This window comes from Brasilonema angustatum (genome assembly GCF_059505445.1).
In genome coordinates this window covers 35,220-61,133 of the sequence record NZ_JCACKO010000005.1, presented here as the reverse complement: position 1 = coordinate 61,133, position 25,914 = coordinate 35,220, and the positions used below count along the sequence as shown (strand labels likewise).

23 protein-coding genes and 1 pseudogene are annotated in these 25,914 nt (G+C 42.2%); 10 read left to right on the top strand and 14 right to left on the bottom strand.

Translation table 11 applies throughout. The features are described 5' to 3' along the window. Positions 1-47 precede the first annotated feature (47 nt). From AC5JM2_RS01045 to AC5JM2_RS01035, 3 genes are all read right to left on the bottom strand, one after another. Complete coding sequence (locus tag AC5JM2_RS01045; protein WP_495833058.1) at positions 48-794, bottom strand: NUDIX hydrolase; 747 nt, start codon at positions 792-794, stop codon at positions 48-50. A 69-nt stretch (positions 795-863) separates the two neighbouring features. Continuing rightward, complete coding sequence (locus AC5JM2_RS01040; RefSeq protein WP_495833057.1) at positions 864-1,448, bottom strand: nicotinate-nucleotide adenylyltransferase; 585 nt, start codon at positions 1,446-1,448, stop codon at positions 864-866. 152 nt (positions 1,449-1,600) lie between these two features. Further along, positions 1,601-3,037: a nicotinate phosphoribosyltransferase gene (locus AC5JM2_RS01035; RefSeq protein ID WP_495833056.1), complete on the bottom strand. Its 1,437-nt coding sequence runs from the start codon at positions 3,035-3,037 to the stop codon at positions 1,601-1,603. 453 nt (positions 3,038-3,490) lie between these two features. Here AC5JM2_RS01035 and AC5JM2_RS01030 point away from each other — a divergent pair, with 453 nt between their 5' ends. From AC5JM2_RS01030 to AC5JM2_RS01015, 4 genes are all read left to right on the top strand, one after another. Next, positions 3,491-3,643, top strand: coding sequence for a hypothetical protein (locus tag AC5JM2_RS01030; protein ID WP_169266116.1), 153 nt, complete (start codon positions 3,491-3,493; stop codon positions 3,641-3,643). A 1,011-nt stretch (positions 3,644-4,654) separates the two neighbouring features. Further along, complete coding sequence (locus AC5JM2_RS01025; RefSeq protein WP_495833055.1) at positions 4,655-5,149, top strand: peptidoglycan-binding domain-containing protein; 495 nt, start codon at positions 4,655-4,657, stop codon at positions 5,147-5,149. Positions 5,150-5,561: 412 nt separating this feature from the next. Then, positions 5,562-6,038, top strand: coding sequence for a hypothetical protein (locus AC5JM2_RS01020; protein ID WP_495833054.1), 477 nt, complete (start codon positions 5,562-5,564; stop codon positions 6,036-6,038). 37 nt (positions 6,039-6,075) lie between these two features. Further along, positions 6,076-6,219: a hypothetical protein gene (locus AC5JM2_RS01015; RefSeq protein ID WP_495833053.1), complete on the top strand. Its 144-nt coding sequence runs from the start codon at positions 6,076-6,078 to the stop codon at positions 6,217-6,219. Between the two features lie 152 nt (positions 6,220-6,371). Here AC5JM2_RS01015 and AC5JM2_RS01010 read toward each other — a convergent pair whose 3' ends face one another. Continuing rightward, complete coding sequence (locus AC5JM2_RS01010; protein ID WP_495833052.1) at positions 6,372-7,079, bottom strand: diacylglycerol/polyprenol kinase family protein; 708 nt, start codon at positions 7,077-7,079, stop codon at positions 6,372-6,374. Between the two features lie 62 nt (positions 7,080-7,141). On the opposite strand from AC5JM2_RS01010, the gene yidD reads away from it, so the two are divergent. Next, positions 7,142-7,402 (top strand): membrane protein insertion efficiency factor YidD, encoded by a 261-nt coding sequence (yidD, locus tag AC5JM2_RS01005; RefSeq protein ID WP_210620842.1) that lies wholly within the window; start codon positions 7,142-7,144, stop codon positions 7,400-7,402. Then, positions 7,399-8,106 (top strand): M15 family metallopeptidase, encoded by a 708-nt coding sequence (locus AC5JM2_RS01000; RefSeq protein ID WP_495833051.1) that lies wholly within the window; start codon positions 7,399-7,401, stop codon positions 8,104-8,106. Before yidD ends, AC5JM2_RS01000 begins: the two co-directional genes overlap by 4 nt. Positions 8,107-8,115: 9 nt before the next feature. Here the strand turns inward: AC5JM2_RS01000 and AC5JM2_RS00995 are convergent, their stop codons facing one another. The 4 genes and pseudogenes from AC5JM2_RS00995 to AC5JM2_RS00980 form a co-directional block, all read right to left on the bottom strand. Beyond that, the gene (locus AC5JM2_RS00995) at positions 8,116-8,589 is read right to left on the bottom strand and encodes a TspO/MBR family protein (protein ID WP_495833050.1); all 474 of its coding nucleotides are present in this window, start codon (positions 8,587-8,589) and stop codon (positions 8,116-8,118) included. Positions 8,590-8,722: 133 nt separating this feature from the next. Beyond that, complete coding sequence (locus tag AC5JM2_RS00990) at positions 8,723-9,196, bottom strand: TspO/MBR family protein (RefSeq protein ID WP_495833049.1); 474 nt, start codon at positions 9,194-9,196, stop codon at positions 8,723-8,725. 734 nt (positions 9,197-9,930) lie between these two features. Then, the gene (locus tag AC5JM2_RS00985; RefSeq protein ID WP_495833048.1) at positions 9,931-13,068 is read right to left on the bottom strand and encodes an EF-hand domain-containing protein; all 3,138 of its coding nucleotides are present in this window, start codon (positions 13,066-13,068) and stop codon (positions 9,931-9,933) included. 90 nt (positions 13,069-13,158) lie between these two features. Continuing rightward, a pseudogene (locus tag AC5JM2_RS00980) lies at positions 13,159-13,418 on the bottom strand (IS1634 family transposase); the annotation flags it as partial. A gap of 627 nt (positions 13,419-14,045) precedes the next feature. Between AC5JM2_RS00980 and AC5JM2_RS00975 the strand changes: the two are divergent. After that, positions 14,046-14,264 carry a hypothetical protein gene (locus AC5JM2_RS00975; protein ID WP_318561688.1) on the top strand — a complete coding sequence of 73 codons (219 nt, stop codon included), beginning with the start codon at positions 14,046-14,048 and terminating at the stop codon, positions 14,262-14,264. Positions 14,265-14,295: 31 nt separating this feature from the next. Here the strand turns inward: AC5JM2_RS00975 and ribD are convergent, their stop codons facing one another. The 4 genes from ribD to AC5JM2_RS00955 form a co-directional block, all read right to left on the bottom strand. Next, entirely contained in the window at positions 14,296-15,474 is a 1,179-nt protein-coding gene (gene ribD / locus AC5JM2_RS00970) for a bifunctional diaminohydroxyphosphoribosylaminopyrimidine deaminase/5-amino-6-(5-phosphoribosylamino)uracil reductase RibD (RefSeq protein ID WP_495833047.1), read from the bottom strand. A gap of 230 nt (positions 15,475-15,704) precedes the next feature. Beyond that, complete coding sequence (mreD, locus tag AC5JM2_RS00965; RefSeq protein WP_495833046.1) at positions 15,705-16,322, bottom strand: rod shape-determining protein MreD; 618 nt, start codon at positions 16,320-16,322, stop codon at positions 15,705-15,707. 4 nt (positions 16,323-16,326) lie between these two features. Further along, positions 16,327-17,136 (bottom strand): rod shape-determining protein MreC, encoded by an 810-nt coding sequence (mreC, locus tag AC5JM2_RS00960; RefSeq protein WP_495833045.1) that lies wholly within the window; start codon positions 17,134-17,136, stop codon positions 16,327-16,329. 83 nt (positions 17,137-17,219) lie between these two features. After that, positions 17,220-18,227 carry a rod shape-determining protein gene (locus AC5JM2_RS00955; protein WP_495833082.1) on the bottom strand — a complete coding sequence of 336 codons (1,008 nt, stop codon included), beginning with the start codon at positions 18,225-18,227 and terminating at the stop codon, positions 17,220-17,222. A gap of 363 nt (positions 18,228-18,590) precedes the next feature. Here AC5JM2_RS00955 and AC5JM2_RS00950 point away from each other — a divergent pair, with 363 nt between their 5' ends. After that, positions 18,591-18,953 carry a single-stranded DNA-binding protein gene (locus AC5JM2_RS00950; protein ID WP_495833044.1) on the top strand — a complete coding sequence of 121 codons (363 nt, stop codon included), beginning with the start codon at positions 18,591-18,593 and terminating at the stop codon, positions 18,951-18,953. A 26-nt stretch (positions 18,954-18,979) separates the two neighbouring features. On the opposite strand, the gene AC5JM2_RS00945 is transcribed toward AC5JM2_RS00950, so the two are convergent. Beyond that, complete coding sequence (locus AC5JM2_RS00945) at positions 18,980-19,729, bottom strand: SIMPL domain-containing protein (protein ID WP_495833043.1); 750 nt, start codon at positions 19,727-19,729, stop codon at positions 18,980-18,982. A gap of 593 nt (positions 19,730-20,322) precedes the next feature. Then, a complete protein-coding gene (locus AC5JM2_RS00940; RefSeq protein WP_495833042.1) occupies positions 20,323-20,448 on the bottom strand; it encodes a hypothetical protein in 126 nt (41 codons plus the stop codon). Between the two features lie 215 nt (positions 20,449-20,663). Between AC5JM2_RS00940 and AC5JM2_RS00935 the strand changes: the two genes are divergently transcribed. Then, positions 20,664-22,088 carry a cation:proton antiporter gene (locus AC5JM2_RS00935; protein WP_495833041.1) on the top strand — a complete coding sequence of 475 codons (1,425 nt, stop codon included), beginning with the start codon at positions 20,664-20,666 and terminating at the stop codon, positions 22,086-22,088. Positions 22,089-23,722: 1,634 nt separating this feature from the next. Beyond that, entirely contained in the window at positions 23,723-25,681 is a 1,959-nt protein-coding gene (locus tag AC5JM2_RS00930; RefSeq protein WP_495833040.1) for an N-acetylmuramoyl-L-alanine amidase, read from the top strand. Positions 25,682-25,914: the final 233 nt, after the last annotated feature.

Here is a 25,914-nt window from a genome sequence, read left to right as displayed (position 1 = left end):
GGATTAAGGATTATAGATAATTACGTCTTTTCTTGCCAATGTTTCAATTAAAGAAAAACCAAAGGTTTATCCTTAAAAGGAGCAAAAGCTTCCGCATCAAATTTATATAAACTAGCTGGACGACCAGCACCACGCGACACCTTTATTCCTGTATCTGATAAAAATCCTAACTTGAGTAAACGCGCTCGAAAATTAGAGTAATCAGAAAATATTTCTCCTAAAACTGTAGTATATAACTGATATAAATCATTTAAAGTAAACACTTCTGGCAACACTTCAAACGCGACTGGACTATACTCCAACTTATTTCGTAAACGTCTGTGTCCGTATGCCAAAATTTTGTTATGGTCAAAAGCTAGTTGCGGCAATTGCTTCACGGGATACCAAGCGATTCCAGTGACTCCATCAGCAATCAATTCTGCTTCCTCAAATCGCACGAGGGCAAAGTAACTCACCGATAGATAACGTACACCATAACTATCGCTTGCTTCTCGGGGATCACGTGATGGTCCTCCGAAGGTATAAAGTTGCTCTAAATAAAGGTTTTTTACCCTTATTTTTTCAGACAGAATCCGATACGCGGCATCTTCTAAAGACTCACCTTGACGCACCAAAGTACCAGGAAGACTCCAAGAGTTTAAAAATGGCTCCTGCTGTCTCATCACTAATAGAACCAGCAGTCGATTTTGTGCAGTATCTACAGAGAAAATAACATTATCAACACCAACCTTGAAATCTGCTAAAGGTGGTTGTTTTAGCGCGTGTACAATCTTTATTTTGTTGTGTCCTGGCATATAGCCGTTTTCAATTGAATGCAATTTGGAATTTTAAATTTGGAGTTGCTTGGCAAAAGTGCTTATAGTTTAACAAGTTAAATTTTCGGGTAGACATTTGTACAAATGCTCTTTGTGAATATAATCAACGACCAGAGGTGTCAGGGCTTCGCGATCGCCATTTTCACGATAAGCTGTTGAGGACACATCTAGACCGATAAACTTGGCAACCGTGACTTTCCCTCCGAGTTTTTGCACAATATGTAAATTAGATTCATCTATTGCATATCTTGGGCGCGGTATGACCAAAAGTTGTACTTGCTGCAACAAATCTTCAATACGATACCAGCGCGGCAATTGAGCTAGTAAATCTGAACCAACTACTAAGGTAAACTCCGCCTCTGACCAACGTTTTTTTGATTTCTCCAATGTTTCCAGCGTTCTCAAGTAACTTAATTCCTGTTCCAAAGCAATATTATGCTTTGACGAATCTATATCCAAAATCAACAAATGTAACATCGCTACCCGATGTTCCAAAGGGGTTTGATGCGACTTCAATGGATTATTTGCCGCCCAAACTGCCACCCAATCAAAATGGTCTGATAGCCAACGAATAACCGCTTGGTGTCCGGCAGTTGGTGGATCGGCACTCGTACCAAACAGAGCAACTTTCATAGTTATTAGTCATTAGTCATTGATCATTGGTCATTAGTAGTCAAAAATTATTCTCTCTCACTCTCTGACTCCCAGCCTACGGCGACCTACGGTCCACTAGCCCCTAAAAGGGGCGCTGCGCAAACGTTAACGCTGCGCTAACACTCCCCTTTCTACCTGTGGGGGTTCTTCGTCTTTTGAGTCAACTCTTGTAACTGGGCAGAAATCTCAACTTTCACCGATACGGGATTATCCAAACGTCGCGTCTCGTCTGGCAAACTAGCAACGGAAGTGGCAGTCCTTTGTCGAATTTCTGCCAAAGTCTGTTGTGGTTGCACCCGTTTACCTTCCTTAACAAACAACTGCAACAAAGGCACTTGTGAAGATTGGGGAAATTCTTCGTTTCCATATCTTCCGTGTTCTTCACTCACCAAGCCCAAAGAGTCTGCTTTCACCTGACTTCCCTCAAAAGAGCGAAAAATCTGCTTACGTCCTGGGTAACTTGCCTTACCACTTGAGTGTTTCATTACGGGGATGTTATCAATTTCTACGAGTTTGTAGACTCCATTAACAGCAGAACCAGTCACCAGTCGCGTTCCCAGCCCATAACCATCAATCTGCGCACCAGCAGCCTTAAGCCGCGCGATTTCCCACTCGTCCAAGTCGCCACTTGCAAAAATTGACACATTTGGAAGAAGCGATCGCACTTGTTTTGACAACGACACCAAATCACCAGAATCCAACCTAACCCCGGCTAATTGGATTTCTCCAGAATTAACCTTTGCAGACAACCGTTCAGCAGCTGCAATAGTATCGTAAGTATCAATTAATAAGGGCGCACCTGGGAAATAACGATGAAAAACAGTAAATGCCTGCTCTTCGCTACCTTCCATTGCCGACAGTGCCATAACCAAAGCGTGAGCCATCGTACCACTAGGTTTTTCTCCCAGTTGTAGCGCCGCTAATACATTCGATGTTGCATCCAAACCACCAGCTAGTGCTGCACGCGCCGCCCACAAAGACGCTTGCGGGCTAAATGCTCGTCTTGTGCCAAATTCCAGCAGTGTTGCATTTTCAGACGCCACATCGCGTAATCTTGCTGCACGTGTCGCAATCAAACTCTGGTAATTTATGGTATTCAAAAGGTAAGTTTCTACCAGTTGTGCTTGCCAAAGAGGTGCTTCCACTCGCAACAGAGGTTCATTCGCAAACACTGCTGTTCCCTCAGGTACCGCCCAAACATTGCCAGTAAAACCTCCCTCAGCAAGGAGTGACCAAAAACTCTCAGGAACATTGGCAAAAATTCCAGTTGCTTGCAAAGCCGCTATCCCAGAGGGACTGAAGTGGTATTTTTCCAAATATTCCAACACTTGCGCCAGCCCCATAGCTATCAAATAGCCAAAATTCTCTGGCAAACGTCTGACAAACAACTCAAAGCTTGCCCATCGTTGTTCTACACCTTCACCAGCATAACAAGCCGCCATTGTCAACTGGTAAAGGTCTGTCAGCAGGCTGTTATCAATAGTAGACAGTGTCAGTTCTTGATTCTGTGTGTTTTGCTGTTGCTGATTATTTGTAGATGCATGGTTCCAACTTGGGAAACTAGTCATGACATAGCGCTCTTAGAAGAATACTTCTTTGACTTATGGTAAATTTTACCATAAATAATGTCAACTATTGAAAGAGCGCTGTCAAAAAGTGCTTGTAACTAGAGTATTGACGGCTACTATATTATTATTTTTGCAAAATATTTAATGAATTTTAATAGTTATACTTATTATTAATAATGATCGTACCCCTCAAAGAGTAAAGTGAAATGTCAAACTATGCTAAACGAAGGATGAAAGATAAAAAATCATATTATTGACACTTTCATTCCCTTATCCTTGATTGTTTCTTGAATTGTTTTTTTTATCTAAAGTATTGCAACTATATATCACTGATTATTGCGGAAAATATAGATATATTGCCAATTAGAGCCAAGGAGAATTTGAAGAACTAGAGTAGATATATTAGAAGACATATCGCAAGTGAAGCGATAAAAAAAATGGGGGTTTGATATTATGGCTATCTCCGAAATACTTGCTAAAGTCACCCAATATATTTCTGAAGCTGCAATGCGTATTTTTGCACCATCAGACGATGCATATCCCAATACTGGCGTACAACCATTTACAGGAGATCCTTATAACAAAAAGACAGCAGACATTTGGTGAATAAATGTGTGACATACTTCTATACTCACACTCCTTCTAAGGCATGAGGCATATTGCGGAAGGCACCAAGGCAAAAAAAAAGTTTTGAAAAAAAAAAGATCCCCGACTTCTGACTCGAAGTCGGGGATCTTTTTTCACGAATCATTTAGGAGTGCTATGGTTTCACCCAACCTCAACGTCCAAGCATCATCAAGAAGACGAGGCAAGGGATAAATTTCAACAACACCAATCTTACTCCTTTCGGTGCCCGTACTCCGTAGGAGAACTCGTAGGGTAGATTACCGTAAGGTTTGCACTGAGTTAGAAATAAAATAAGTAATATTACATGTAAAAAGAGGAGTAGCATCAGCCACAATATTTTTAAGTTTGGCAGCAAATGATCACTGAAGATTACCAGGGATTTTTCTATAACTGGAATTTAGACTAACTCATGACGAAATGACTCAGAGATACTGAGTCATTTAAGACCTTAAAAATGCCAAAATCCCCCACAACCACATCGGGTTAGGGGGCATAGTAGCTTTTAAGTTTGAATAGGTTTAAGCGTGTCTTTTACGGTTAATGCAGAAAGTAAGATACCTTTCTGCCGACGGGCAGTCGTAGCCGGCAATTGAATTAAGCATGTTAATCACATTTAAACTTAAACTAGCGTCTATAGCTATTTTGAACAAACGTTTAAGCTGCTCAGGTGTGGCTCTTGGCGTTTCGCGCCTTTCCTTAGCGTACACATTTTTGCTCCTAAAGTTTAATTATATCTGTTATCTCAAGTTTCTTGTGTCGCTTGTTGCTTTGACCCAATTGTCTGAGTTATCAAGAGTTGCGAATGATTACACCCTTATACACAAACGCTACACTCCGATGGAGTTGCAGGGGATGGTAGAGAACTAGTTTGCCGATCAGGAGAAAGAGGGGTGACGCAACGCTGACGCACCGCGTCAATATATTTCTGTAATCCTCACAACACGCATTGAAGCTTAACTATGTAATCAAAAACCAAACGGATAAATCGCAATGACTACTGCAATTCAGTGCCCAACATTCAAGCCAACCCTGAAAATTGGTAATAAAGGTCAAGATGTAAAAGAGATGCAACAACGTCTTAACCAACGGCTAGCATCCATTTATACACCAGCTTTAGAAATTACAGTTGACGGTGACTTTGGCTCAGGAACCGAAAATGCGATTAAATTCCTTCAATGCCTTGGTTATTTAAACGTGAATGGAGTTGTGGATGCATCTACCTGGAATTTTATCTGTGATGGAGCTGCCAGCTTGCCTACTTTGCGGATAAATAGCACTGGAAATATAGTTAAATCCGTTCAGCTTTCACTGAAGAATTGCGGTTTCTACACCGGTGCAATTGATGGTATCTTCAGCGATCGCACACAGAAAGCAGTCAAAGATTTTCAAGCACATTATTCTTTGGTTGCTGATGGTGTCATTGCAGCCAAGACTTGGGCTGTATTAATCAAGCTTGATAGTCACGTCAAAAATTGCCACTGCTAAAACTACGGTGGGTGCTAAAAACCACTTTTCTTCAATTGCTTGGATAAGTAGTTATTTCGCCTCTTATTCGGCAATAGGAGTGAATTTATGTCTGACTTTTAGTTTCTGCAAAGCCACTACGCGTATGCCTGCAGCCCGCTTTGCGCTTACGCGCAGGCACTTTCACACAAATAAAATATAATTGCGATAAATCTTAATAAACAATAAAAATTTATCCAAAAATCAAGATAGCGCTCACCAAGAACTCCCTTCATCCTGGGCGGATGGTATTGCATTTATAGAGGCTTTGTTATCCTTCAGCAGAATCAGCCTTAATTTTTCGTTTCACTGCGTAAATCCTTTTTTCAACCAAAGTCTCACAGTAGACATTCCCTAGTTTTGCTAGGGAACGAGAAATAAGGAATGTGAAACAATGTTTTGGAAATTCGTAATTAGTGCTTTACTATTACCCAGTTGTCTTGGATTAGAGGTAGCCACAGCATCTGTCCAAAAAGAAATTCAAACACAGCCAAACTATGAAAAATTAGGAACGCAAGTTGCTCAACAGGAAGATTGGGAGACTGATGCTGAACAACTAAAAAATCATAAACACCATCATTACAAGACTCGTCGATATTACCGTTATCATAGACCTTGCCCACAAAGCTACAGATCTTACTACCGTCGCGGACACCATCCCGAGTATATTGATTACCGCAGACGAGATGATTATTACAATAGGGATTACCAACACAGGCGCTACCATCCCCAGTACATTGAGTACCGTGGGCGAGATGATTATTACAACAGGTATCACCAACACAGGCGCTACCATCCCCAGCATATTTATGACCGCTCTATCTATCACAACCCGTACAGATATTACCGTCACGGGCGCTACGATTACTGATGATGTGTTGAGACTTCCCAGCTTTTAACAGTGAACAGTGAGTCCAGCGCTGCGGGAGGGTTTCCAACGCCAGATACCTACGGAGGGAAACCCTCCTTCAGTACTGGCTCCTCCGCAGGCGACTGGCGTTAGCGCAGCGGAACCGAAGGTTCTCCCCGATAGCCGTAAGGCGTGGCGTTAGCTATAGGGTGAACAGTTATCAGTTATCAGTTTGAAGAAGAATTCAGCAATTCTTGATTCAGAAGGAAGAAAAAAGAATTGCGACTTCTGGCTCCTCCTGACTCGTGACTCCCTGACTGTTAACTGTTCACTGTTAACTGTTCACTGGTTTAATTACCCATTTGCCATCAACTGGCTTAGAACATAAGCCAGTGCAGCACTACCTATAGGAACTGTCAAATTATCAATACCAAGAAACGAAACAACTTCTAAGCCAGTAGCGACTACAGCAACCGTTAAAGATATCAGCCAAGTTTGCCAAAGGTTCCCTTGTACACTCACTAAAATCAAACTACTGATGATAAAACTAACGACAGTCATTGTCAGGGAACCTTCCCAACTTTTTTGTCTGCCAAAGATATTGTATTTATTTTTACCAATTTTCTGTCCAACCAAAGCTGCCAGTCCATCTCCCCATGTCATCACTAAAATTCCGAGTACAGCATACTGAGGTTGTTTCAGTGTCCAGAACCAGGCGATGAGAACACCAATACTAACGGCATAGAAAAACGTCCCGAAACTTTTGCGTCCAATGCTATTAATTCCAGGGAGAATAGGAAATCGGTAGGACAATAAGGTAACTGCACTCGCTACAATCGAAGCCGTAATACCTACAATTGGGGGAATATCTAACCACCAAGCCAAGAGAATCACATTACCTGTGCCAATGTGAACTATTTTCCGTATAACTTCTGGATCTTTACCGGCGACGCGATTGACAATCCATGCCACAAAAAGCGTGAGTGACACCCAAATTGTCACGGCAGCAATTTGCAGCCACAGAGGAGGAATAGACTCTAAATCAAAAAATGAATTCAGCAACGATACAACAAAATGGATAACTATAACTGTTGTTACTACTTTATTAGATCTAGGTGACAGCAATGAAATTATTATTGATTTTGCTGATTCGCTTCTACCGAATGTTTATCTCGCCGCTGTTTCTTCCGACTTGTCGTTTTCAACCAACTTGTTCAATGTATGCTATCGAAGCAATTGAACGTTTTGGAGTCTGGCGCGGTAGTTGGTTGGCAATTCGGCGTATCTTGCGGTGTCATCCGTTTCATCCGGGTGGCTACGATCCAGTACCGGAAGCGTTAGGAACAGCAACAAAACAGTCGTCTTGCTGTCAACATCACGAATGAGACCTTATCATAAAATACCAATCATCGAGTGTGGTGAACTGTTAGTGGAGATTCCTTTGGAACTGTTCGCGGTGGAATCTCCACATCCTTATAAAAAATTGGGTGCGCCTTATGGTGAACACTCTCCTTATTTTCTCCGCCAAAGCGTTGTTGAAAGCCTAATAACTGCCCAAAATTACCTTCAACTGCTGCGTCCCCAATGGCGTCTGCAAATTTTTGATGGTTATCGTCCTGTGGCTGTGCAAAAGTTTATGGTGAGTTACGCTTTTGGCGAAGCTTTGGAAATGGCGGGACTTACTCTGGCTGAGTTATCACCAGACAAAAGCCAAGTTATCTGGGAGGAGGTTTATAAAATTTGGGCTGAACCCAGTTTGGATGAAAAAACTCCGCCTCCTCATAGTACGGGCGCTGCTGTGGATGTGACACTGGTAGATGATATGGGGGAAATTGTAGAGATGGGTTCGCCGATAGATGAAATGTCAGAGCGATCGCATCCAGACTACTTTGCCAATTCTTCTCATCCACTCGCACAGCAATATCATGACAATCGCCAGCTATTATGCCTAGTTATGGAAAAAGCCGGATTTCAACGCAATCCTAGAGAATGGTGGCATTTTTCCCTAGGAGATCAGATGTGGGCTTGGCTGAATAATGAAACCAACCCAAGTCATTCCGTGGTTGCGCGCTACGGACGCATTATATAAGTAACACACCTACGCATCTTTAGGATTAAGCTGGATTAATTCCTCGGTTGTGTAGGTTCCCACTGGACTCCAAGCCAAGTATGGCAGAAGTAGCAGCGCTGCAAATTTAGAAATCGGCAAAATAGAGAGTGTCAGCAGCACACCTAATATCACACCAACTGATCCAAGAATTTCCCCAACTTTGAGACTCCGCCATCTAAGCATTGCTGGAATGTATGAGACGGTAATGATTTCGAGTAGAACAAATGAACCCATCAGGAGCCAACTGATCAAGCTTCCGGGATTTTTTTGCCAAACAATATTGGCAGAAGCTGCACCGCAAACAAATACAACAGTCCAGATCAACGGAATCAGCGGCTCAAAAACCAACCACTTAGGGCGAGTTAACTGTGCAAACCACTTAACATCACCAGGCGTGATGAAAAAGGTACCAACTGCGATCGCAAAAGTCACAGCCCCAATTACCATCCAAGATTGAATCATAGTTAATGCACTTTTTGATATTTTTGTCAATCTATTTAAGGCAATTGTGACAATTTGGCATCTGGGTTTAATCAACCGTAGGTTGGAATGTTTAAATTAAGTAGTATCATCCTCGTGACCTTCTCCACTCACTTTAGACATCTTGAGGATTAAGTTGCATCATTGCCCAAGTGGTATATGTCCCTATTGGACTCCAAAGCAAGTAAGGAACCAGGAGTAGTGCTGCCCAACCAGAAATAGGTAAAACTGCAAGTGTTAATATAATGCCTACAATAAAACCCGCGCCGCCGAGAATCGTACCAGCTTTAAGACTGCGAAGCCTGAACATGACAGGGGTATACGCAATAGTCAGAATTTCCAGAAGTAGATACAATCCCATGCGCACCCAAGTTGGGGTGGTTCCTGGGTTCTGTTCCCAAACAATATAAGCAGACCAAGCACCGCAAATAAATATAATAGTCCAAATAACTGGAATCGCTGCTTCAAAAGTGAGCCATCTCGGTCGTTGCAGACGTTTGAACCATTTGCGATCGCCTGGAGTAATAATGTTAGCACCCAACGCTACTACAAAAGCGACTCCCCCAATCACCATCCACGATTTAATCATGACTGTTCATCCTTTGCATGGCTTTATTATCACGCCATATACTGCGATTCTGTCAGCTTAGAGGTAGATTGCCCATCATACCTGAGTGGGAACTAGTTCATAGTCATTACTCCTTTCTCGCCGGAAGATTACCGATTAAAAAAACCGCAGAGGCGCAGAGTACGCAGAGAGTATAGATAATTTAAGAGCGCCGAAGGGAGGTTCACTTTTTTCCATTTTACCAACTTTTGATGATTGGGCATTCAACAAGAAGGTATCCAGCGTAGACATGCGGCGAAACTCGACAGAATAAGGGTAGGTATTCCCGCTAGGGCAGCCAGAATGCAGTTTTACCAACAATCGGTTAAAAGTTGGGATTTACAAAATATTTTTAAGGGCGTTTATTTTAATTGCCATCATGATCATCATGATAGCGGGTTATTTTCGACAAGCGAGGTGCGCGAGCCGTCGAAAATAACCTGTTCAAGGGGTGTGTTCCACGAAATAGCCCTTTTGGATAACGATAGTTATATAAATTTATCCCACTAATAGAATTTGTGCTAAAAAGCTTAAGCATATTGAGAACTAAAAACCAGAAATTAAGCTTTTCAGATGCATTTTACTTAAACAAGTAGGTATTTTTAGAATAGTGGGATAGGTTCATGTAACGTGAATTTGCTGAATCCAAGTTAAATGACTGCGGTTATGAGTAGCTAAGTAATGTTTACCCTCATTTGTTCGCTCTCGCTGAAAGTCTATTGTCTTTCTAAACTCCACTGGGGATTAAAGTCAATCCACACCCTTACCATATGTCTTCGAGGCTGATCGACTTTTTCTTCATAGGCGGTGCGGTTATGCAAGCAGATATGATTATTGGTGTAAATAATTTCTCCAGGGCATAATTTTCTTTCAACTCGATAAATTGTTGGGTCGTTATCTATCACTTGATCGAGAGTATTAATGGCAATTTTCAACAGTGGTGATAGAGGAACATTTGCCTTCTTGTGACCACTTTCAATCCAGTAACGCATATAGCGACAGGTAAACTCATTAGTATAGGGATCGCGGCTGAAGATAGGAAAGCGATTATTCATCACGCGATAGTTTTGCACGCCCAGTGAAGAACTACGTCGCAGTTGCTCCCAAGTATCTCCAGAATCTTTACCTAAGCCTTTTTCAATTAGGTCGCGAATAATCGGTTGTTCCAATTCTTCAAAAATCGACTGGGGCAGAATCTGCTTGAGGCGGTAGTAAACATTGAGGGCGTTGACGTTTTGTAACACTCCTCCTTCTTTACCATCTTGTAAGCAGAGCAAGCCAACAATATCTGGGTTAAAGTTTTTATCGGTGCTGTCAGTATGCCAACCAGAGGCTTCTTTGGTGACGGAAAACAGTACATTATCATCGGCAACATTTAAACCGCGATCGCGCACATCAAAAAGACGACTCCTTCGTTCCGAAACAAGACCAATTTCGACGCTCATCATATAGTAGAGCAGTTTGGCTGTTGCTTCTCGCTCTTCGTAGCTATTGCCAAATTCCTCTAGGGGTAATCCTTGAATCAGAACAAAGCCAGTCGTGTCATAACAGCAGTCGCGCATTTTATGGGCAAAAGCTTGTAAGTGGGGTAATTCTCCTGCATCACCTATGTGATAATTTTCCCATGTAATATTATTTGCTTGGAGTTGTATGCGTGCTTGATAAAATTCTTCCAAAGCTTTTGAAGGAAATTGAAAGCAGTAATCCTCTTCACTGAAAATTCCCGACCAAAGAATATCTGGAATAATTGCTTTGTTGGATTGAGTTAACCGTTTTGGTGTTGGGAATTCAGGCTTTTCAATGCTAAATGCCATGTGGAGTGGCACATCTTCTAGGCTGCCAAAAAAGGAAGGATCTAGCTGAAGATGTGAGTCTGTCACCTTTAGCTCTTGTACTTGAGGCAAAGTTACAAAACCACTCTCGCGTAGGGCATCAAAGTAATCCTGCATGGTTTTGTGTCGGACTTGCACGGGTAGTTTCGTACCATCTCGACGGGATATTGTTCCTGGTAAGAGGCGATCGCGAGCTGAGAAGTAACCCAAGGACTTATTCTCACTTCCATTGAAAGCTGCGACATCGAAGTGGAAGGTGGCTTCAGGTTTACTCCAAAAAGCAAAGCTAGGATGGGGAATAGAAAAAATAAATCGCCCACCTGGTTTGAGCAACTGCTCAACTTGCGTCATACACTGCACCATTTCATGGAAGGTGAGGTAGTTAAACAAAAATACAGCCACAATCAGATCGAACCCTTCTGACTCCTCCACAACGCGGTGGTTTTTCAGTAATTGCCTTACATTGGTTGAATTCCCTGTAAGGTAGGTAATACCATTCGGTTCGCGCTGTTCTTCAGCTTGGGCTGCAGCGATTGAACTAACCGAGATATCCACTCCAATAACTTTACTTGCACCTCGGCGCATTAATTCCCGCGCACAGTATCCCTCACCGCAACCGAGATCGAGGATGACGGCATCTTTAACTGGTTCACATAACTCAAAAATTGCTGGACGAGCTGTAAAATCGGATAAACAAGAGGGTTCTTTTCGCACCCATTTTTGACTGTTGGTTTCGTACAATTGGTCTGGAGAGACAAATTTATTCTTGCTCTCTGGCATTTTCAAAGCCCGTTCTAGCAAAGCATCCCAAAATGAATTACGGGCTTCTAGCGCCATTGTCATTGCTTGAGAAAGTTGTTTTCGACTTTCTTCTGTATTTGCTAAATCTGCCGCGATCGCTTTTAAAGCTTGAGTATGTTCGTCATCCATTTGAGTATGGAGAGTAAAAAAGACATACTCACGCGGAGCAAGGGGCGTGTAGCGTTTTATCGCCTGAAGAATATAGGTATAGATTTGGCTGACTCCCAATTCTCCTGCTAATCCAATCGCACCAATCGCCGAGGCAACATTTTGCGAGCAAATCTCCTGGATCCGATTTCGGAATTGTAGGGCTTCGGGGCAAACTTGATCGAAATCTGCTTTAGTTACTCCCAAAGCCTTCTGAAACCTCTTGAACAACAGGGTATGAGGAATCTTGTCTACCCACTCTAAATCAATGCCTAAATCTGTTAACTGTTTTGGAGACCACTCGTCTAAATCACCGTTCTCTTCTTGAGAATTCTCCAGAATTAATTCTTGATGTTCTGGATTAGTGAGTTGAGAAATCGTTAAATCGAGATAAGTTTTGAAATTGTTACTGTATTGAGCGTACTGTACTGCAAAATCCTGTAATGCTCCCATGACATCAGGTAAATGACCTTCTGCCAATCGTTGAAGATAGGGATGATTAAAAGCTGTATGAGAATTTGCTTGTTGTTGAAGCTGCTCGACAATTTTCCAAGCTTGTTCTGGAATGTCGCGAACAAATTGGAAACCAATTAACTTAGGCGAAATCTCAAGGGTGTCAGAAGATACCACCTCCGCACTCTTGGCCATGATGACTTTAACAAACTCATCGTAATCTAATTGACCATTGCCATCATTATCGGCAATCCGAAACATTTCAATAATTTCTGATTCTGATAAATTTTTGTTCAGGATTGACATCGCTTCGCTACTGATTTCCTGAACATCGATATAGCCATCACCATTTTTGTCAAACTTTTGAAACACTTGCATCAAATCTTGCTCTTGACTTTGGGTGTCTCTAGAAATAATACTGAGCGAGGAAAATTCTTCAAAACTAATTTCACCATCACTATTTGTATCAATTTCGGCTATAATTTCCTGTAGTTGGATTTCTGTAATACTTTGTCCGAGTGCTTGTAGAACCTGCTTCAGTTCTTTGATACTTATCGCTCCACTGCCATCTCTATCAAACATTTCAAAGGTTCTTTTTAGCTTTATAATACTTGTATCCATATAGTTTTTCAATTTTTATATAAAAATAAGTTTGTCATAAGTATTGTAACTCCCGGTTCGCCCATTTTTTTCGGGAGGCGCGAAAAAAGTTTACTCAAGGATAAAAGATCGACCACCAAGTTGAGTGTAAATAGTAGTTGGAAAGCCAAGTAAAACAAGAATACGCCCTCTGTAACAGTAAAAGAGGAGTTAAATGGGCATAAACTTCGTTTTTCACCTCAATCAATACGCGATGTGATTTCCTTGAACGCAGCAAGAAGAAGTTCCGTAGTAGGACGTACAGTTTCTCGTTGCGGATTGCCAACAGAAATACCAGCAAGCTTTTCCTTGTTTAGCTTGAGGCTACGCTGCTGTAAGCATTTCACTTTTGAGCCATTTCGTTGAATGGGTAGCTGAAAGTATTCATTGCTCATGATTGTGAGTGGCGTAACCAACCTTGGTATTTCACCAACTTAGGGTCAATTGTTGGTATTTGAGTGACGACACTCATCTGTCACCGATGACAAATAATCTGTCACTGTACAAAAGTGCCCAATCAATTATTGAAGGGTAAGCATTTTTTTGGATCTCCTTCATCGGTTATTTGTAAACAAAAGTAAAGCTTTAAAAAACTAAGTTTCTCAAACTTAGCAATCAGCATATTTGGTTTCACTACTCAATCAAAATAAAATTGATTGTGTGCTTAACAAGTATTTACAAAATTGTCTAAAATCTGAAAAATAAGCGAACGTACAGCACAGGTAGACGTTGAGACGCAGAACAACACAAGCAAAAAGTCAAAACTCATGCAGCGCACAACAATACTACTTTTTGTTCAGGTATTATTTAAAACTATTAATCCTTAATCATCATCAACTTATAACTCAATATATTAAGTTTTTAATAACACTTGTGTCAGCCTCTACATTAAGACCGAAACTGACTACCACAATTGTGTATCCTGAAAACAGCTAAGCTTAATCTTCAATGGAGGTCTAATGACTCCCAAAGTTATGCGTCAGCTTTGGTCTGTAGTGGAAACTACACAAACGAAGACGCTATTGCAGCTCGATGATGCTAGCTTGGTACAATGGTTGGTCAAACAAATCAAAACCCAAGCTTTGCTAGATTGTCATGAAAGCGATTTTCTCAGTGACTACGTTAAATCTCGGCTAGCACTGATCCGTGATCTCGCTCAAGAACGTCAGTATTCGTAAAAGTTAAAAGTCATAACTGATAACTTATGACTTATGACTTTTGACTCGGCAAATAACCCTCTACCAAACAGTCAGAACCAACTACCCGTATCTCCACACGTTCCAAGGATAGCGCCTCAGTCATGGAGGTCAAACCTAAGTCACCCACAGGTGTAGGAGCATGAGCACCACCAACAATTTTAGGAGCAATAAAAGCAAAAACTTTTTGTACTGCTCCTTGGGCGATCGCACTAGCAGCTAAAAGACCACCGCACTCCCATAACACGCTGCAAAATCCTCGCTCGTATAAATACGCCATTACTTTATCTGGTGTGAGTGGTGTTAACTCCACCACTTCCACTCCCAGGTTCCGCAACAACTCTTGAAAATCGGGATTAGCTCCTTCTTGTGTGAAAACCAAAGTGGGAGCTTCTGCAGTTTGCCAGATATGAGCTTTTTGAGGTAAATCCAAACTGCGGCTCATCACCACCCGCAGGGGGTTATGTGCTCCTTCGCGATGGCTGGTCAAATAAGGATTATCCTTTCTAATTGTGTTTCCACCAACAATCACCGCATCGCAACCTGCTCGCAGTTGATGAACTTCGCCGCGAGCATCCTTATTTGTCACCCAAGCACTATGACCAGTCGTCGTCGCAATTTTGCCATCCAAGGTCATGGCATATTTTAAAATGCCAAAAGGTCGATGATGCAGAATGCGGTGAATAAAGCCTTCATTTAACTTTTTACAAGCTTGCTCTTCGACTCCCACCAAAACCTCTATCCCTGCAGCCCGTAGACGGGCGACACCACCACCAGCAACAAGCGGATTAGGGTCAACCGTCCCCACAACCACCTTAGCGACCCCAGCGGCTATCAATCCTTCTGAACAAGGGGGAGTACGTCCATAATGATTGCAAGGCTCCAAGCTCACGTAAATCGTTGCCCCACGAGCATTTTCACCTGCTGCTTTCAGGGCAAAAACTTCTGCATGCGGCTCACCAGCACACGGATGAAACCCTTCGCCAACAATCTCGCCATCTTTGACAATCACCGCCCCAACCATTGGGTTTGGGGAGGTGCGTCCTAAAGCGCGACGGGCGAGTTCTATACACCGCCGCATCATAGCGTGGTCAAAGTCACTTCCCAGTGTTTGTTTTGGATGTGAATCATCCTGAAATCCTGACCCTGCAATCAAAGCATCTGGTTGAGCGATCATTGGTAAATTATCCATAATTCTTAGCAAGAGAGTAATAATTTTGTAGCTACAAAAGATGAATTTACTCTAGCTTGAATTATTTTGTTATAAGGATGCGTATATTCCAGAAAAATTTAGGAGTGAGGAGTCAATTAATCTGACTCCTCACTCCTCACTCCTTTGTGGGTTTAAACCCAGGTTATCCACACTCCGCACTTGGTACTTTGTTAGAAGATTTCTGAATTGGTGAATTCTTCTTCACTGATTTATGACTGTTGTGCTAATTTTAGTTGCTGCCACCAGCGATTTAAGGGGAAATAAAGTACTGGTGCCCAGAGGCTACTGAGAATGGCAGAGGCAAGAGCGACTTTTTGGAAATATGCCCAGACATCCGCCGGATTGCGATCGCCCATTAAAATCAACTGCGATGCAAAAATTGTCTCTGACCATAGTGCCATACCAAAGACAATTAAGGCAATAGAAATAAAATCTTCTTGTATAAAACGCTGCTTCTGCAACAGACCAGTTAGACTTCCAACCACCGCCAAACTCAGAGCATGAGTTGGATCAGGTGATGTCATAGCATCTTGTAGTAAACCCAAAATAACACCTGCGAATGCGCCACTCAAAGCTGAGCGCTTGACACTCCAAGCTACTACCCAAATCACAGGCCAGTTTGGTCCTATTCCCAATAATTCCATACCAGGAATTCGGATTAACAGCATCAGTAAGCATAACATGACTGATCCAGTTATAATCGCCCAATCAGTGAACTGACGTAAGCGCGGGTGCCAACGAGAAAGGGCGACGATTTGAATCTTGGGTTTTCGTCTTGGCGGTTTTGGCTTATTTTTCCTAGTGCTTTGTAATTGAGGAGTCCTCATTGTTTCATTTAGATTTTTCTGACTTTTGATTGACAGAACCGACATTTTCTGGTTTCTGGGTTTTTGGTTTAGGATATACCGCCACCCAATCCAAAGAGCGTATTGACGGGAAAAGTTCCACTTTCCCCACTGATGCTGGAAGTTTCTTTAAATCTAGAGACTTCACTCGTCCGACAGCCAATCCCGAAGGAAACTTCTGACTATAGGTAGATGTAGTAACTACGTCTCCAGGTTTTACATTTGGGACTTTTTCATAAAATTCCAGCACTCCATCAGCAGAGGAATCTCCTCGCAAAACACCCTTTGCCCCTGTGCGGCTGACTGTTACACCAACTTGACTCTTGAGGTCACTAATTAACAGCACACGGCTAGTATTGGGAGTTACGCTTTCTACTAAACCCGCCAATCCACCATCAGCCTTAACGATATAACCTTCCTGAATACCTGCAAGGCTTCCACGATTGAGAGTTACTTGTTGCCACCAGTTGTCAGCACCACGTGTCATTACTCGCGCGACAATGGGGCGGGATGATGGAGGTTCTTTTTCTACGTAGCCTAATAACTGTTTTAACTTTTTATTTTGGTTTTTCAGTTCTGTAATCTGGGTTTGCAGTTCTAAAAACTGACCACCTTTGAAACGTTCTTCTTGAGCAGGTGGTGTCTGCAACATCTGAATTGGACGAGTTATCCCTTCATATATCTCAAACATTAGAGCACCTTGAGTTTGTCGAAGCACCCAAGCACCACCAACAACTATACCTAGCAACCCTATTTGTAATCCTCTGCGCTCCCACCACCGACGTGCCGTAAACATAAGAAACCTTTTTTAGCTGTAATATAAATTAAGATATTGGATTCCCGCAACGCTATCGAACCCAATATCTGATAGCGCTTGTGTTACATATTGCGAGAACGCCCGCTGAAAATTCTTTCCATCTGCTTGAAATTTTCCAACACACGACCTGTGCCCATAACAACACAGCTTAATGGATCAGTCGCGATGTGCGTTACTATTCCAGTCTCATGGCTGATTAAGGTATCCACTCCTTTGAGCAGCGCACCTCCACCAGCTAGCATAATTCCTCGGTCAATGATATCTGAAGCCAACTCTGGCGGGATGCGTTCCAAAGTCCGCTTCACCGCTTCGATAATCACCAACAAAGGTTCCGACATACTTTCACGTACTTCTGGTCCTTTAATTGTGACAGTTCGCGGTAAACCAGAAAGTAGGTGCAAGCCTCGAACTTCCATCATGGCATCATCATCATCATGAGTGGGATATGCTGAACCTATGCGAATTTTGATGTCTTCAGCAGTACGTTCCCCTATGACTAGGTTATGAACTTTCTTCAGATACTGCATGATGGCTTCAGTCAGTTCATCTCCAGCAATACGTACTGATTCAGAAAGCACTGTCCCTTGAAGGCTCAAAACGGCAACTTCTGTTGTCCCGCCACCAATATCGATAATCATATTGCCTGTTGCTTCAGTGACAGGTAGTCCTGCCCCAATTGCTGCAGCCACTGGTTCATCAATCAAGTAAACTTCTCTTGCCCCAGCTTGAGAAGCCGCATCCATGACAGCTCTTCTTTCTACCCCTGTTACCCCACTAGGAATACCAATGACAATTCTTGGTAATACTAGAGATTTGCCCTCGTTAACTCTTTGGATAAAGCTTTTTAGCATCACTTCTGCTGTATCGAAGTCAGCGATGACACCATCACGCAAGGGGCGCACCGCAATTACATTCGCGGGTGTGCGACCGAGCATTTTTTTTGCTTCTTCTCCAACTGCTATTGGAACCTTTTCGTTTTGGTCAATCGCCACCACAGAAGGTTCTTGCAGAACAATACCTTTACCTGATACATAAACAAGGGTGTTTGCGGTACCAAGGTCAATACCCATATCCCGCGATAAGGAAAATTTACTAAAAAGACCCACGCGTTTCTTGGCTCCCTAATTTTGATATTTTTTGAGTACTGCCACAAATGAGAATTGTGCAGGATCGTATTATGTTTTTTAACCTGAGTCCAGTAAAGTAGATTATCTTTTTATATATTTTTTGTAATCTTTGACCAGTCTCAAGCTTCCATTGTTCTATATTCCTAGGCTGCATAAGTCTATCCGTATTGTTTTAGAGTTTCCACAAAGTGTTCATATCATGTGTTTGGGAACTGTAATTATTTTTTATGGAACGCTTTGCTTACAACATAGCAATTCGCTACCATGGTATTCACAATACAAATACATTTGTACTGAAAATTGCACATGAGCATAAATATTGTTACCCTCATTGGTCGTGTAGGAACTGATCCGGATATGAAGTATTTCGAGTCAGGTAGTGTCAAGTGTAAATTGACACTGGCAGTCAATCGGCGTACAAGAGACAGCGAACATACTGATTGGTTTAATCTGGAATTATGGGGAAAAACAGCGCAGGTAGCAGGTGATTACGTGCGTAAAGGCAAACAAATTGCTGTTAAGGGTTCCTTAAAATTTGATAGTTGGAGCGATCGCGCCACCGGAGCAAATCGATCAACACCCGTTATCATCGTGGATCAACTGCAACTCCTAGGTTCTAAACGGGACACCGAAGATGCGGACGTAGATATGAACCCTGAGAATTTCTAATTTAGTCAAAAGTCAAGCGGAGGTGGCTAATAACTAATTTGTAATGTCACCGTAGCTTCCACCTGCTGCTCACCACCAACGATAGGGGTGGCAGCATCTTGTGCTGCTGCCTTACTATATTCGGCACGCAATACAGGTCTTGGTGGTGGAGGTGCGCTGGCCCCATTAACTTGAATGTTGACGACTTCTTTCGGCTGGAAACCCAAAGTACTCAAAACAGCTTGAGCTTGCTGTTGAGCATCTTGGGTGGCTTTTTTTAATGCTTGTTGTTGAGCAAGGGTTATCGCCTCATCGCTAGCAACAAAACTTATACCGTTAATTTGAGTCGCACCAGCAATGACCGCTTCATCTAACAGAGTACCCGCGCGTTCAGTGGGAATGCGAAAACTAACAACGTTAGAAGCAGCATACCCTGTAATGCGCTGCACTTTATTGTCGTAATTGTAAACTGGGTTAAGAGTAATACCTGTGGTTTGTAATTTTTGCACATTACGGCTTTTTAGTAAAGCAACCACAGCAGATGACCTGCGAGCAGCTTCTTGTTGTACCTGCTGTGCTGTTTTTCCCTGAACCTCCACTCCCAAACTGACTTGAGACAAAGTTGTAGGAATTGTCTCCATTCCACGACCATTAACACTCAAAGTACGCAACATTCTTTCTTTCTGCTGTGCTAAAGCAGGTTGGGTACAACTTATATATACAAGCAACGCTAAAAATAGAAATTTCCACCGGTTTCCAGCATTTAACTGAGAACCAAATACAGCATTTGTATTCACAAAACGTTCACTCCTCTAAAAATTATTCATCTATGAAGATCTAGTAAGTTGTGAAAAGTCCTGAGTGGTTAGGTTGAACCAACAACTAACCACTCATCGCTAACAATAAACAACACACAACTAACACTCCCTATCCATTTGGAGAAGACACAGGCGGCAGTGTGTCTATGTAGGAGGTATTTTTACTTTGACACGATTACTGTCTAAAGTCTAAGCAGTTACATTTTTAGTAACTGAAAAATAGCTAACTGTTAACTGTTAACAGTTAACAGTTAGCAGTTAACTGTTAACTGCTAACAATTGAAGGAGAATATTTATGCGATACTGACTGCTGAAAACAGAACCACCAAGAGTATTCCTACTGCGATTTAGAACGGGATAGCAATACAGTTTGGGATTAGTTAATAATTTTTTGGCTCTTAAGCTTCTGCGTACGATAGAAAGTGGCGATTTGATGAACCAGGATGGCGCAAGCGGGTTTCCCACGCCCAGGCGACTGGTGAGTCCAGGGAAAGCAGGAGAGCGTTTCCCGACCTAGGGAACTGGCGCTCTATGCCGCAGGCATAGGGTGAATCCGTAAGGGTGCTGATCTATCACACAGGTAAAGAGCGGCGAGTCATAGGTGTAGCCCAGGTCGTTACTCTTGCATTACCTGATCCACGCATTAGATAATGCCAAACGGGTGGTTGTCCAACTACAAGCTGTACAAAGAGTACCATTACCAGTCACCCTAACCCAAATAAAGCAGACCTCGGTTTCGACTTACTCCGCCTCTTGCAGACTATCTGTAGTCCTGGTATTAGAGTCTCATTGACAGCGCCTTCTCAAATTAACAGGGGCATGAATTGATTTATCAATGCTTTCTATACCCCCTCTATGAGTGTAGTGTTCAACGAACTTGTAAATTAAAGGGAAGCATTTTCCAAAATAACCGATGCAGTTAGATCTCATAACCTTCTCATTACCCTTATTGGCAACCGCGACAGAAACAGCAGATAGTTCACTGGTACTAGCAGCAGTGCTGCTAAGTATGGTCGTCATTTACCTTGCCAGTAAAGTTGGCGGAGAACTATCAAACCGCTTTGGGTTACCGCCAGTGTTGGGAGAACTAGTAGCTGGTGTCGTGGTAGGTATTTCTGTCCTCCATCTGTTAGTGTTTCCAGAAGGGGGGGCAGATAGTTCCAACTCTTTAATCATGACTTTCCTTCAAACCACTGGTGGTCTCAATCCAGCCGCTGCTGATGCTGTGTTTAAAACGCAGTCTGAGGTCATTTCCGTACTGTCAGAACTTGGTGTCATCATTCTGCTGTTTGAAATTGGTTTGGAATCAAACATCAAAGACTTGGTAGCTGTTGGTATCCAAGCGAGTGTAGTAGCAGTAGTAGGGGTGACAGTACCCTTTGCTGCAGGTACGCTAGGATTGATGACTTTGTTTGGCATTCCAGCAGTACCAGCAATTTTTGCAGGAGCAGCTTTGACTGCTACGAGTATTGGTATTACTTCCAAGGTATTGTCAGAACTTGGGCGTCTCAACTCTAAAGAAGGACAAATTATTTTAGGCGCTGCTGTTATTGATGATGTATTGGGAATTATCGTTTTAGCAGTGGTGGCTAGTCTTGCAAAAGAAGGTTCGGTGGATGTCGGTAAAGTTATTTATCTGATCATTAGTGCCAGTAGTTTCCTGGTGGGCGCAATTGTTCTAGGAAATCTTTTGAGTAATACCTTTGTAGCAATTGCGAGCAAGTTAAAAACTCGTGGTGGATTAGTGATACCAGCACTTGTCTTTGCTTTTGTGATGGCATACTTTGCTGCTGCCATTCAGTTAGAGGCAATTTTAGGTTCTTTTGCTGCTGGTTTGGTCTTAGACGAAACAGATGAGCGTGTGGAACTGCAAAAGCAAGTTCTCCCTATTGCTGATATACTGGTACCAATTTTCTTTGTGACTGTTGGCGCAAAAACTGATTTAGGAGTTTTAAACCCAGCAATTCCCAGTAACCAAGAAGGTTTAGCGATGGCAGTTTTTCTGATAATTGTTGCCATCCTAGGTAAAGTTGTCACTGGCTTAAGTGTATTTGGTCAACCTCAAATCAACCGTTTAGCAATTGGTGTGGGCATGATTCCCAGAGGTGAGGTAGGATTAGTCTTTCTTGGTATTGGCTCTTCCATTGGCATTCTCTCGAAACCTTTGGAGGCGGCTATTATTATGATGGTCATTCTGACAACATTTCTTGCGCCTCCTCTTTTGCGGTTCGTATTTCCAGAACCAACAACAGCTACAGCAATAGAGGAAGTGCTTTTAGATAATTCTTCCGGAAAATCGTTGGCTATAGAATCACCAGATTCTCAGGACGATAAGTAAAATTCTTGAGTACAGACGCATGATTTAGAGCGTCTGTACTTAGATAACGACTGAGTTGTAAATTTGTCTAAGTAATATCTTCTTCTTCCTAATTTAAGTTGAAGTTTATACCAGCAACAAAATTTCTGATATTTCCGGGCACATTCATCCAAGGTTCGTATTATTCCTCATAGGTGTACAACGCTTCAAAGGAGCGATACGCCAAGGGCGTCTGCGCTCCGCGCCGTCGCACCCCAAGTGGGTTAGTCAAAGCTCAAGGCGTTCTCCCCAATTTGATTGTTTTTTTCTTCAGGAGGCAAGCTCAGGAGTGCTTTGCTAGCTAGCATAATTAACGCTCCACTCTGTTATGATTCTTAAAAATCTTATCAGTCAGTTTTTTATCTACTATGAAAAAAAATCATCCGCACTGCTGTACGACAAGTTCATGATCTACAAAACTTCAAAATATGAATATTTTGTAATTTTGCTATTACTAATGGAAACTTTGATTCCAAAGTCTTCGTCTCCTTAAACTAAAAAAGGAGTTTATTCTAAATGCCAGCACTCATTAGACAAGATGAGACAAGAGTGCAAAAATAACTTTTGCACTTCTTGGGGAAAGGAAAAAGGTTAAAAGGGAAAGATTTTTATATTTCCCCCCCTATCTCTTACCCCCTTACCTACTTCTGAAAAAAGTCTATTAGGAATGTTACTTTTGTTTTATCTTCCTTCTTGCTCACTCATCCAAAATTAGGTATTTCTTTAGCAGTTAAACAGGTGCACCGAAAAGTCAAGTTCACATCAGAAAAGACTAATACTAAATCTCCATGAAGTGGCACTTAATATTTCGCAATGATCAGGTTTTACATCCTGGGGTTTTACCGTCATTTCTGATTAATTATATTAAGTGCAAGTTTATAGAGAAGTTGGTATAACATCCCAATTCTCTAAGTTCATTGTCATGCTGTGGGTAAGAGAGTTTGTGCAGGAGATACGCTGCACTTCGTTTACACACCCTGAATAAGCAGTAAAAGTCTACACAATGACAAGCGTATTTTTACATATATTGGGATGCTTCCTCTTAAAACAGTGGGAGTATTATCAGTTGGTGCATTGACGACTACCAAATCAGACAATATAAAAAATCTCTTTTTGATGGATGAAGTGTTTAGCTACCGACGGATAGTTTTATGGAAATTGCTAAGAAGTCGGGAAGTCGTCTGGAGGGTCTCAATCAAATATCTAACAACAAAAAATGCCATAACGGCATGAAAAACTATTGGCAGCGTGTTAGAATTTGACGCCAATCATTCAATTTAGTATCTGAGAAGGATTAATACAGAACAACAGCTACTCCTAATGGTAAAACCTTAATAGATATTAGGTAAATGACACGCTTTTCTATCACCAAAATTGGATTATATTCAAAAATAATCACTATAACTGTGTCTTAATGAGATCAGAAAATGATGCTTGTGCCACCAAAGCAATGGTGTGGGCGGTGATAGTCTGAGGATTTACCAAAACTTTGACCAGCAAAAAACTCACAAGTCAGTTATCAGTTATTAATTCACTGTACTGAATTCTGCGTTTTGTGTTCTGGGTGCTTCTCCACTCATGACGACTCTCATAAATACGAATCAGGAGAAAACACTGTGAAAACCCACTGGTTACTACCTGGTACTTTTGTAACGACTAGTCTGTTGATGCTATCGTCGCCTGCTCAAGCAGCACAAGGCGCGAAATTGCAATCTTGGCGCTTTGATGCCAATCAAAACCGATTAGAAATCAATACTCAAGGTCCAGTTCAACCCCAGGCGCAACTCGTATTTAACCCTACGCGGTTGGTTATTGATTTACCAGGAACTGATTTTGGACGTCCGCAGTTGACGGAGTCAGTAGGCGGTGCAATTCGCTCTGTTCGTGTTGGTCAATTTGACCCACAAACAACTCGTATAGTTGTTGAACTGAATCCTGGTTATACCCTCGACCCCAAGCAAGTAAAATTTGAAGGGAAAAGTGCCAGTCGCTGGACAGTACAATTACCAACACCACAAGCTGAGGGAGTTGCCTCCTCACCACCATCCCCAACCCCAAAAGCTCCACCAAGCCCAAAAAGTGAAGAAGTGGTCATCCCACAGCCAACAAATGTTTACAACAGTGTGCTGAGAGTAGATTCTGACGCTGATAAAAAACCTGAGTTTTCTAAGGCTGTTGTCGTTGCAGAAAGAACAATTCAAGTTGAGAGTCTGCAAGTTACAGGGGACGGTTTTTTTCTGCGCACCAGTGGTGGAAATCCTCAGACTCAGATCATTCGCAGCCGCGATCGCAAAACCATCTTTGTTGACATTCCTGGTGCTACTTTGTCACCTAATTTTGGCGCTCGCGATAGATCTATAAATAAGCATGGTGTCAAGCGAGTTGAAATGATTCAACTGCAAAAAACACCACCTGCTGTTCGCATGGCGTTGCGAGTAGATAAAGATACCCCTGATTGGCTCATAAGCACAAGCAGTTCTGACATTTCTAATGGTTTAGTCGTTCTACCGAATAATCGTTATGCGAGTGAGCCGCCCAGAAATTATTATTCCAGCACTCCATCAGATAATCCTCCCACTCCTGCTGTGGAGACACCAAAAAGCGATGCAATCTCCACAATTGAGGCTGTAGAACTGACTAGTAGTGGTACGCAACTGCTGATAAGAGCAGATCAACGTCTCTCATCTGCTAGTACTAGTTGGGATCAGTCATCTAATCAATTCCGCATCACCATTCCCAATGCTAAGTTGGCTTCTTCAGTCAAAGGTCCAAATTTCGATGCTAGTAGCCCTGTTCTGCGCGTACGCTTGCAACAACAAGACTCCCGTACTGTTGTTGTCTATGTCCAACCAGCATTGGGAGTGCGAATTGGGCAAGTCAACAAACTGAATGGTCAGGTTTTGTCTTTGGGATTAGAACGTAACGCTTCAATCAAACCGCCACTTGCTTTACCACCCATACCACGAACAAACCCACAACCTTCGGCATTAGCGATCCCAGCAAGCAAGCCTGTAGCCCAGAAGCCTCGTGGGAGCAAGCGAGTCGTCATCGTTGTTGATCCAGGACATGGCGGTCATGACTCTGGAGCATTGGGTATTGGGGGTATTCAAGAGAAAGATATTATTTTGCCAATAGGCAAAAGAGTGGCAGAAATTCTACAGCAAAATGGTTTACAGGCAATACTAACTCGTGACAAGGACTTTTTCGTGACTCTTCAAGGACGGGTAGACATAGCACAGCGAACCAATGCTGATGTCTTTGTCAGTGTCCATGCTAACTCTGCAGGTGATGATCGTCCTGAGGTGAGTGGTCTAGAAACATATTATTTTGACAGTGGTTTGAGCTTAGCTCAGATCGTTCATAAAAGCATTCTCCGAAGTGTCAATGTGAAAGATCGTGGTGTGCGCAAAGCCAGATTCTATGTCTTAAGAAAAAATTCTATGCCAGCAATTTTGGTGGAAACAGGGTATTTAACTGGTCGTGAGGACGCTGCTAAGTTGTCCAACCGACTGTATCAAAATCAAATGGCAAAGGCGATCGCTGATGGTGTTCTTCAGTACTTAAAGCAAAAGTAAAATACTTGAAATCGCAGAGTACCAATTGGTACTGCCTTAAAACAACTACTTAGGCAGTTGTCAGTGTCTGAAACCTTGATAACTGCCTAAGTAGTTAAAATATCATTAAGTAAACTATTTTACCGAAACATCAGTTTCGGTTTTTTTGTCACAAATCATACATTTAGTGTTATAAAATACTTTCTTGTGCTGAGATGTAAGAAATTATGTCTGGAGTCTGGTAATCGCTGACA

Coding starts and splice junctions, on each gene's coding strand:
- AC5JM2_RS01030 (WP_169266116.1), top strand. CDS start 3,491: ATGGCTATCTCCGAAATACTTGCTAAAGTCACCCAATATATTTCTGAA.
- AC5JM2_RS00940 (WP_495833042.1), bottom strand. CDS start 20,448: ATGGTACTCTTTGTACAGCTTGTAGTTGGACAACCACCCGTTTGGCAT.
- AC5JM2_RS00985 (WP_495833048.1), bottom strand. CDS start 13,068: ATGGATACAAGTATTATAAAGCTAAAAAGAACCTTTGAAATGTTTGAT.
- AC5JM2_RS00950 (WP_495833044.1), top strand. CDS start 18,591: ATGAGCATAAATATTGTTACCCTCATTGGTCGTGTAGGAACTGATCCG.
- AC5JM2_RS01000 (WP_495833051.1), top strand. CDS start 7,399: ATGAGACCTTATCATAAAATACCAATCATCGAGTGTGGTGAACTGTTA.
- AC5JM2_RS00990 (WP_495833049.1), bottom strand. CDS start 9,196: ATGATTAAATCGTGGATGGTGATTGGGGGAGTCGCTTTTGTAGTAGCG.
- mreD (WP_495833046.1), bottom strand. CDS start 16,322: ATGAGGACTCCTCAATTACAAAGCACTAGGAAAAATAAGCCAAAACCG.
- AC5JM2_RS01035 (WP_495833056.1), bottom strand. CDS start 3,037: ATGACTAGTTTCCCAAGTTGGAACCATGCATCTACAAATAATCAGCAA.
- ribD (WP_495833047.1), bottom strand. CDS start 15,474: ATGGATAATTTACCAATGATCGCTCAACCAGATGCTTTGATTGCAGGG.
- AC5JM2_RS00955 (WP_495833082.1), bottom strand. CDS start 18,227: ATGGGTATTGACCTTGGTACCGCAAACACCCTTGTTTATGTATCAGGT.
- AC5JM2_RS00995 (WP_495833050.1), bottom strand. CDS start 8,589: ATGATTCAATCTTGGATGGTAATTGGGGCTGTGACTTTTGCGATCGCA.
- mreC (WP_495833045.1), bottom strand. CDS start 17,136: ATGTTTACGGCACGTCGGTGGTGGGAGCGCAGAGGATTACAAATAGGG.
- yidD (WP_210620842.1), top strand. CDS start 7,142: ATGAAATTATTATTGATTTTGCTGATTCGCTTCTACCGAATGTTTATC.
- AC5JM2_RS01045 (WP_495833058.1), bottom strand. CDS start 794: ATGCCAGGACACAACAAAATAAAGATTGTACACGCGCTAAAACAACCA.
- AC5JM2_RS01025 (WP_495833055.1), top strand. CDS start 4,655: ATGACTACTGCAATTCAGTGCCCAACATTCAAGCCAACCCTGAAAATT.
- AC5JM2_RS01020 (WP_495833054.1), top strand. CDS start 5,562: ATGTTTTGGAAATTCGTAATTAGTGCTTTACTATTACCCAGTTGTCTT.
- AC5JM2_RS00935 (WP_495833041.1), top strand. CDS start 20,664: ATGCAGTTAGATCTCATAACCTTCTCATTACCCTTATTGGCAACCGCG.
- AC5JM2_RS00975 (WP_318561688.1), top strand. CDS start 14,046: ATGACTCCCAAAGTTATGCGTCAGCTTTGGTCTGTAGTGGAAACTACA.
- AC5JM2_RS01040 (WP_495833057.1), bottom strand. CDS start 1,448: ATGAAAGTTGCTCTGTTTGGTACGAGTGCCGATCCACCAACTGCCGGA.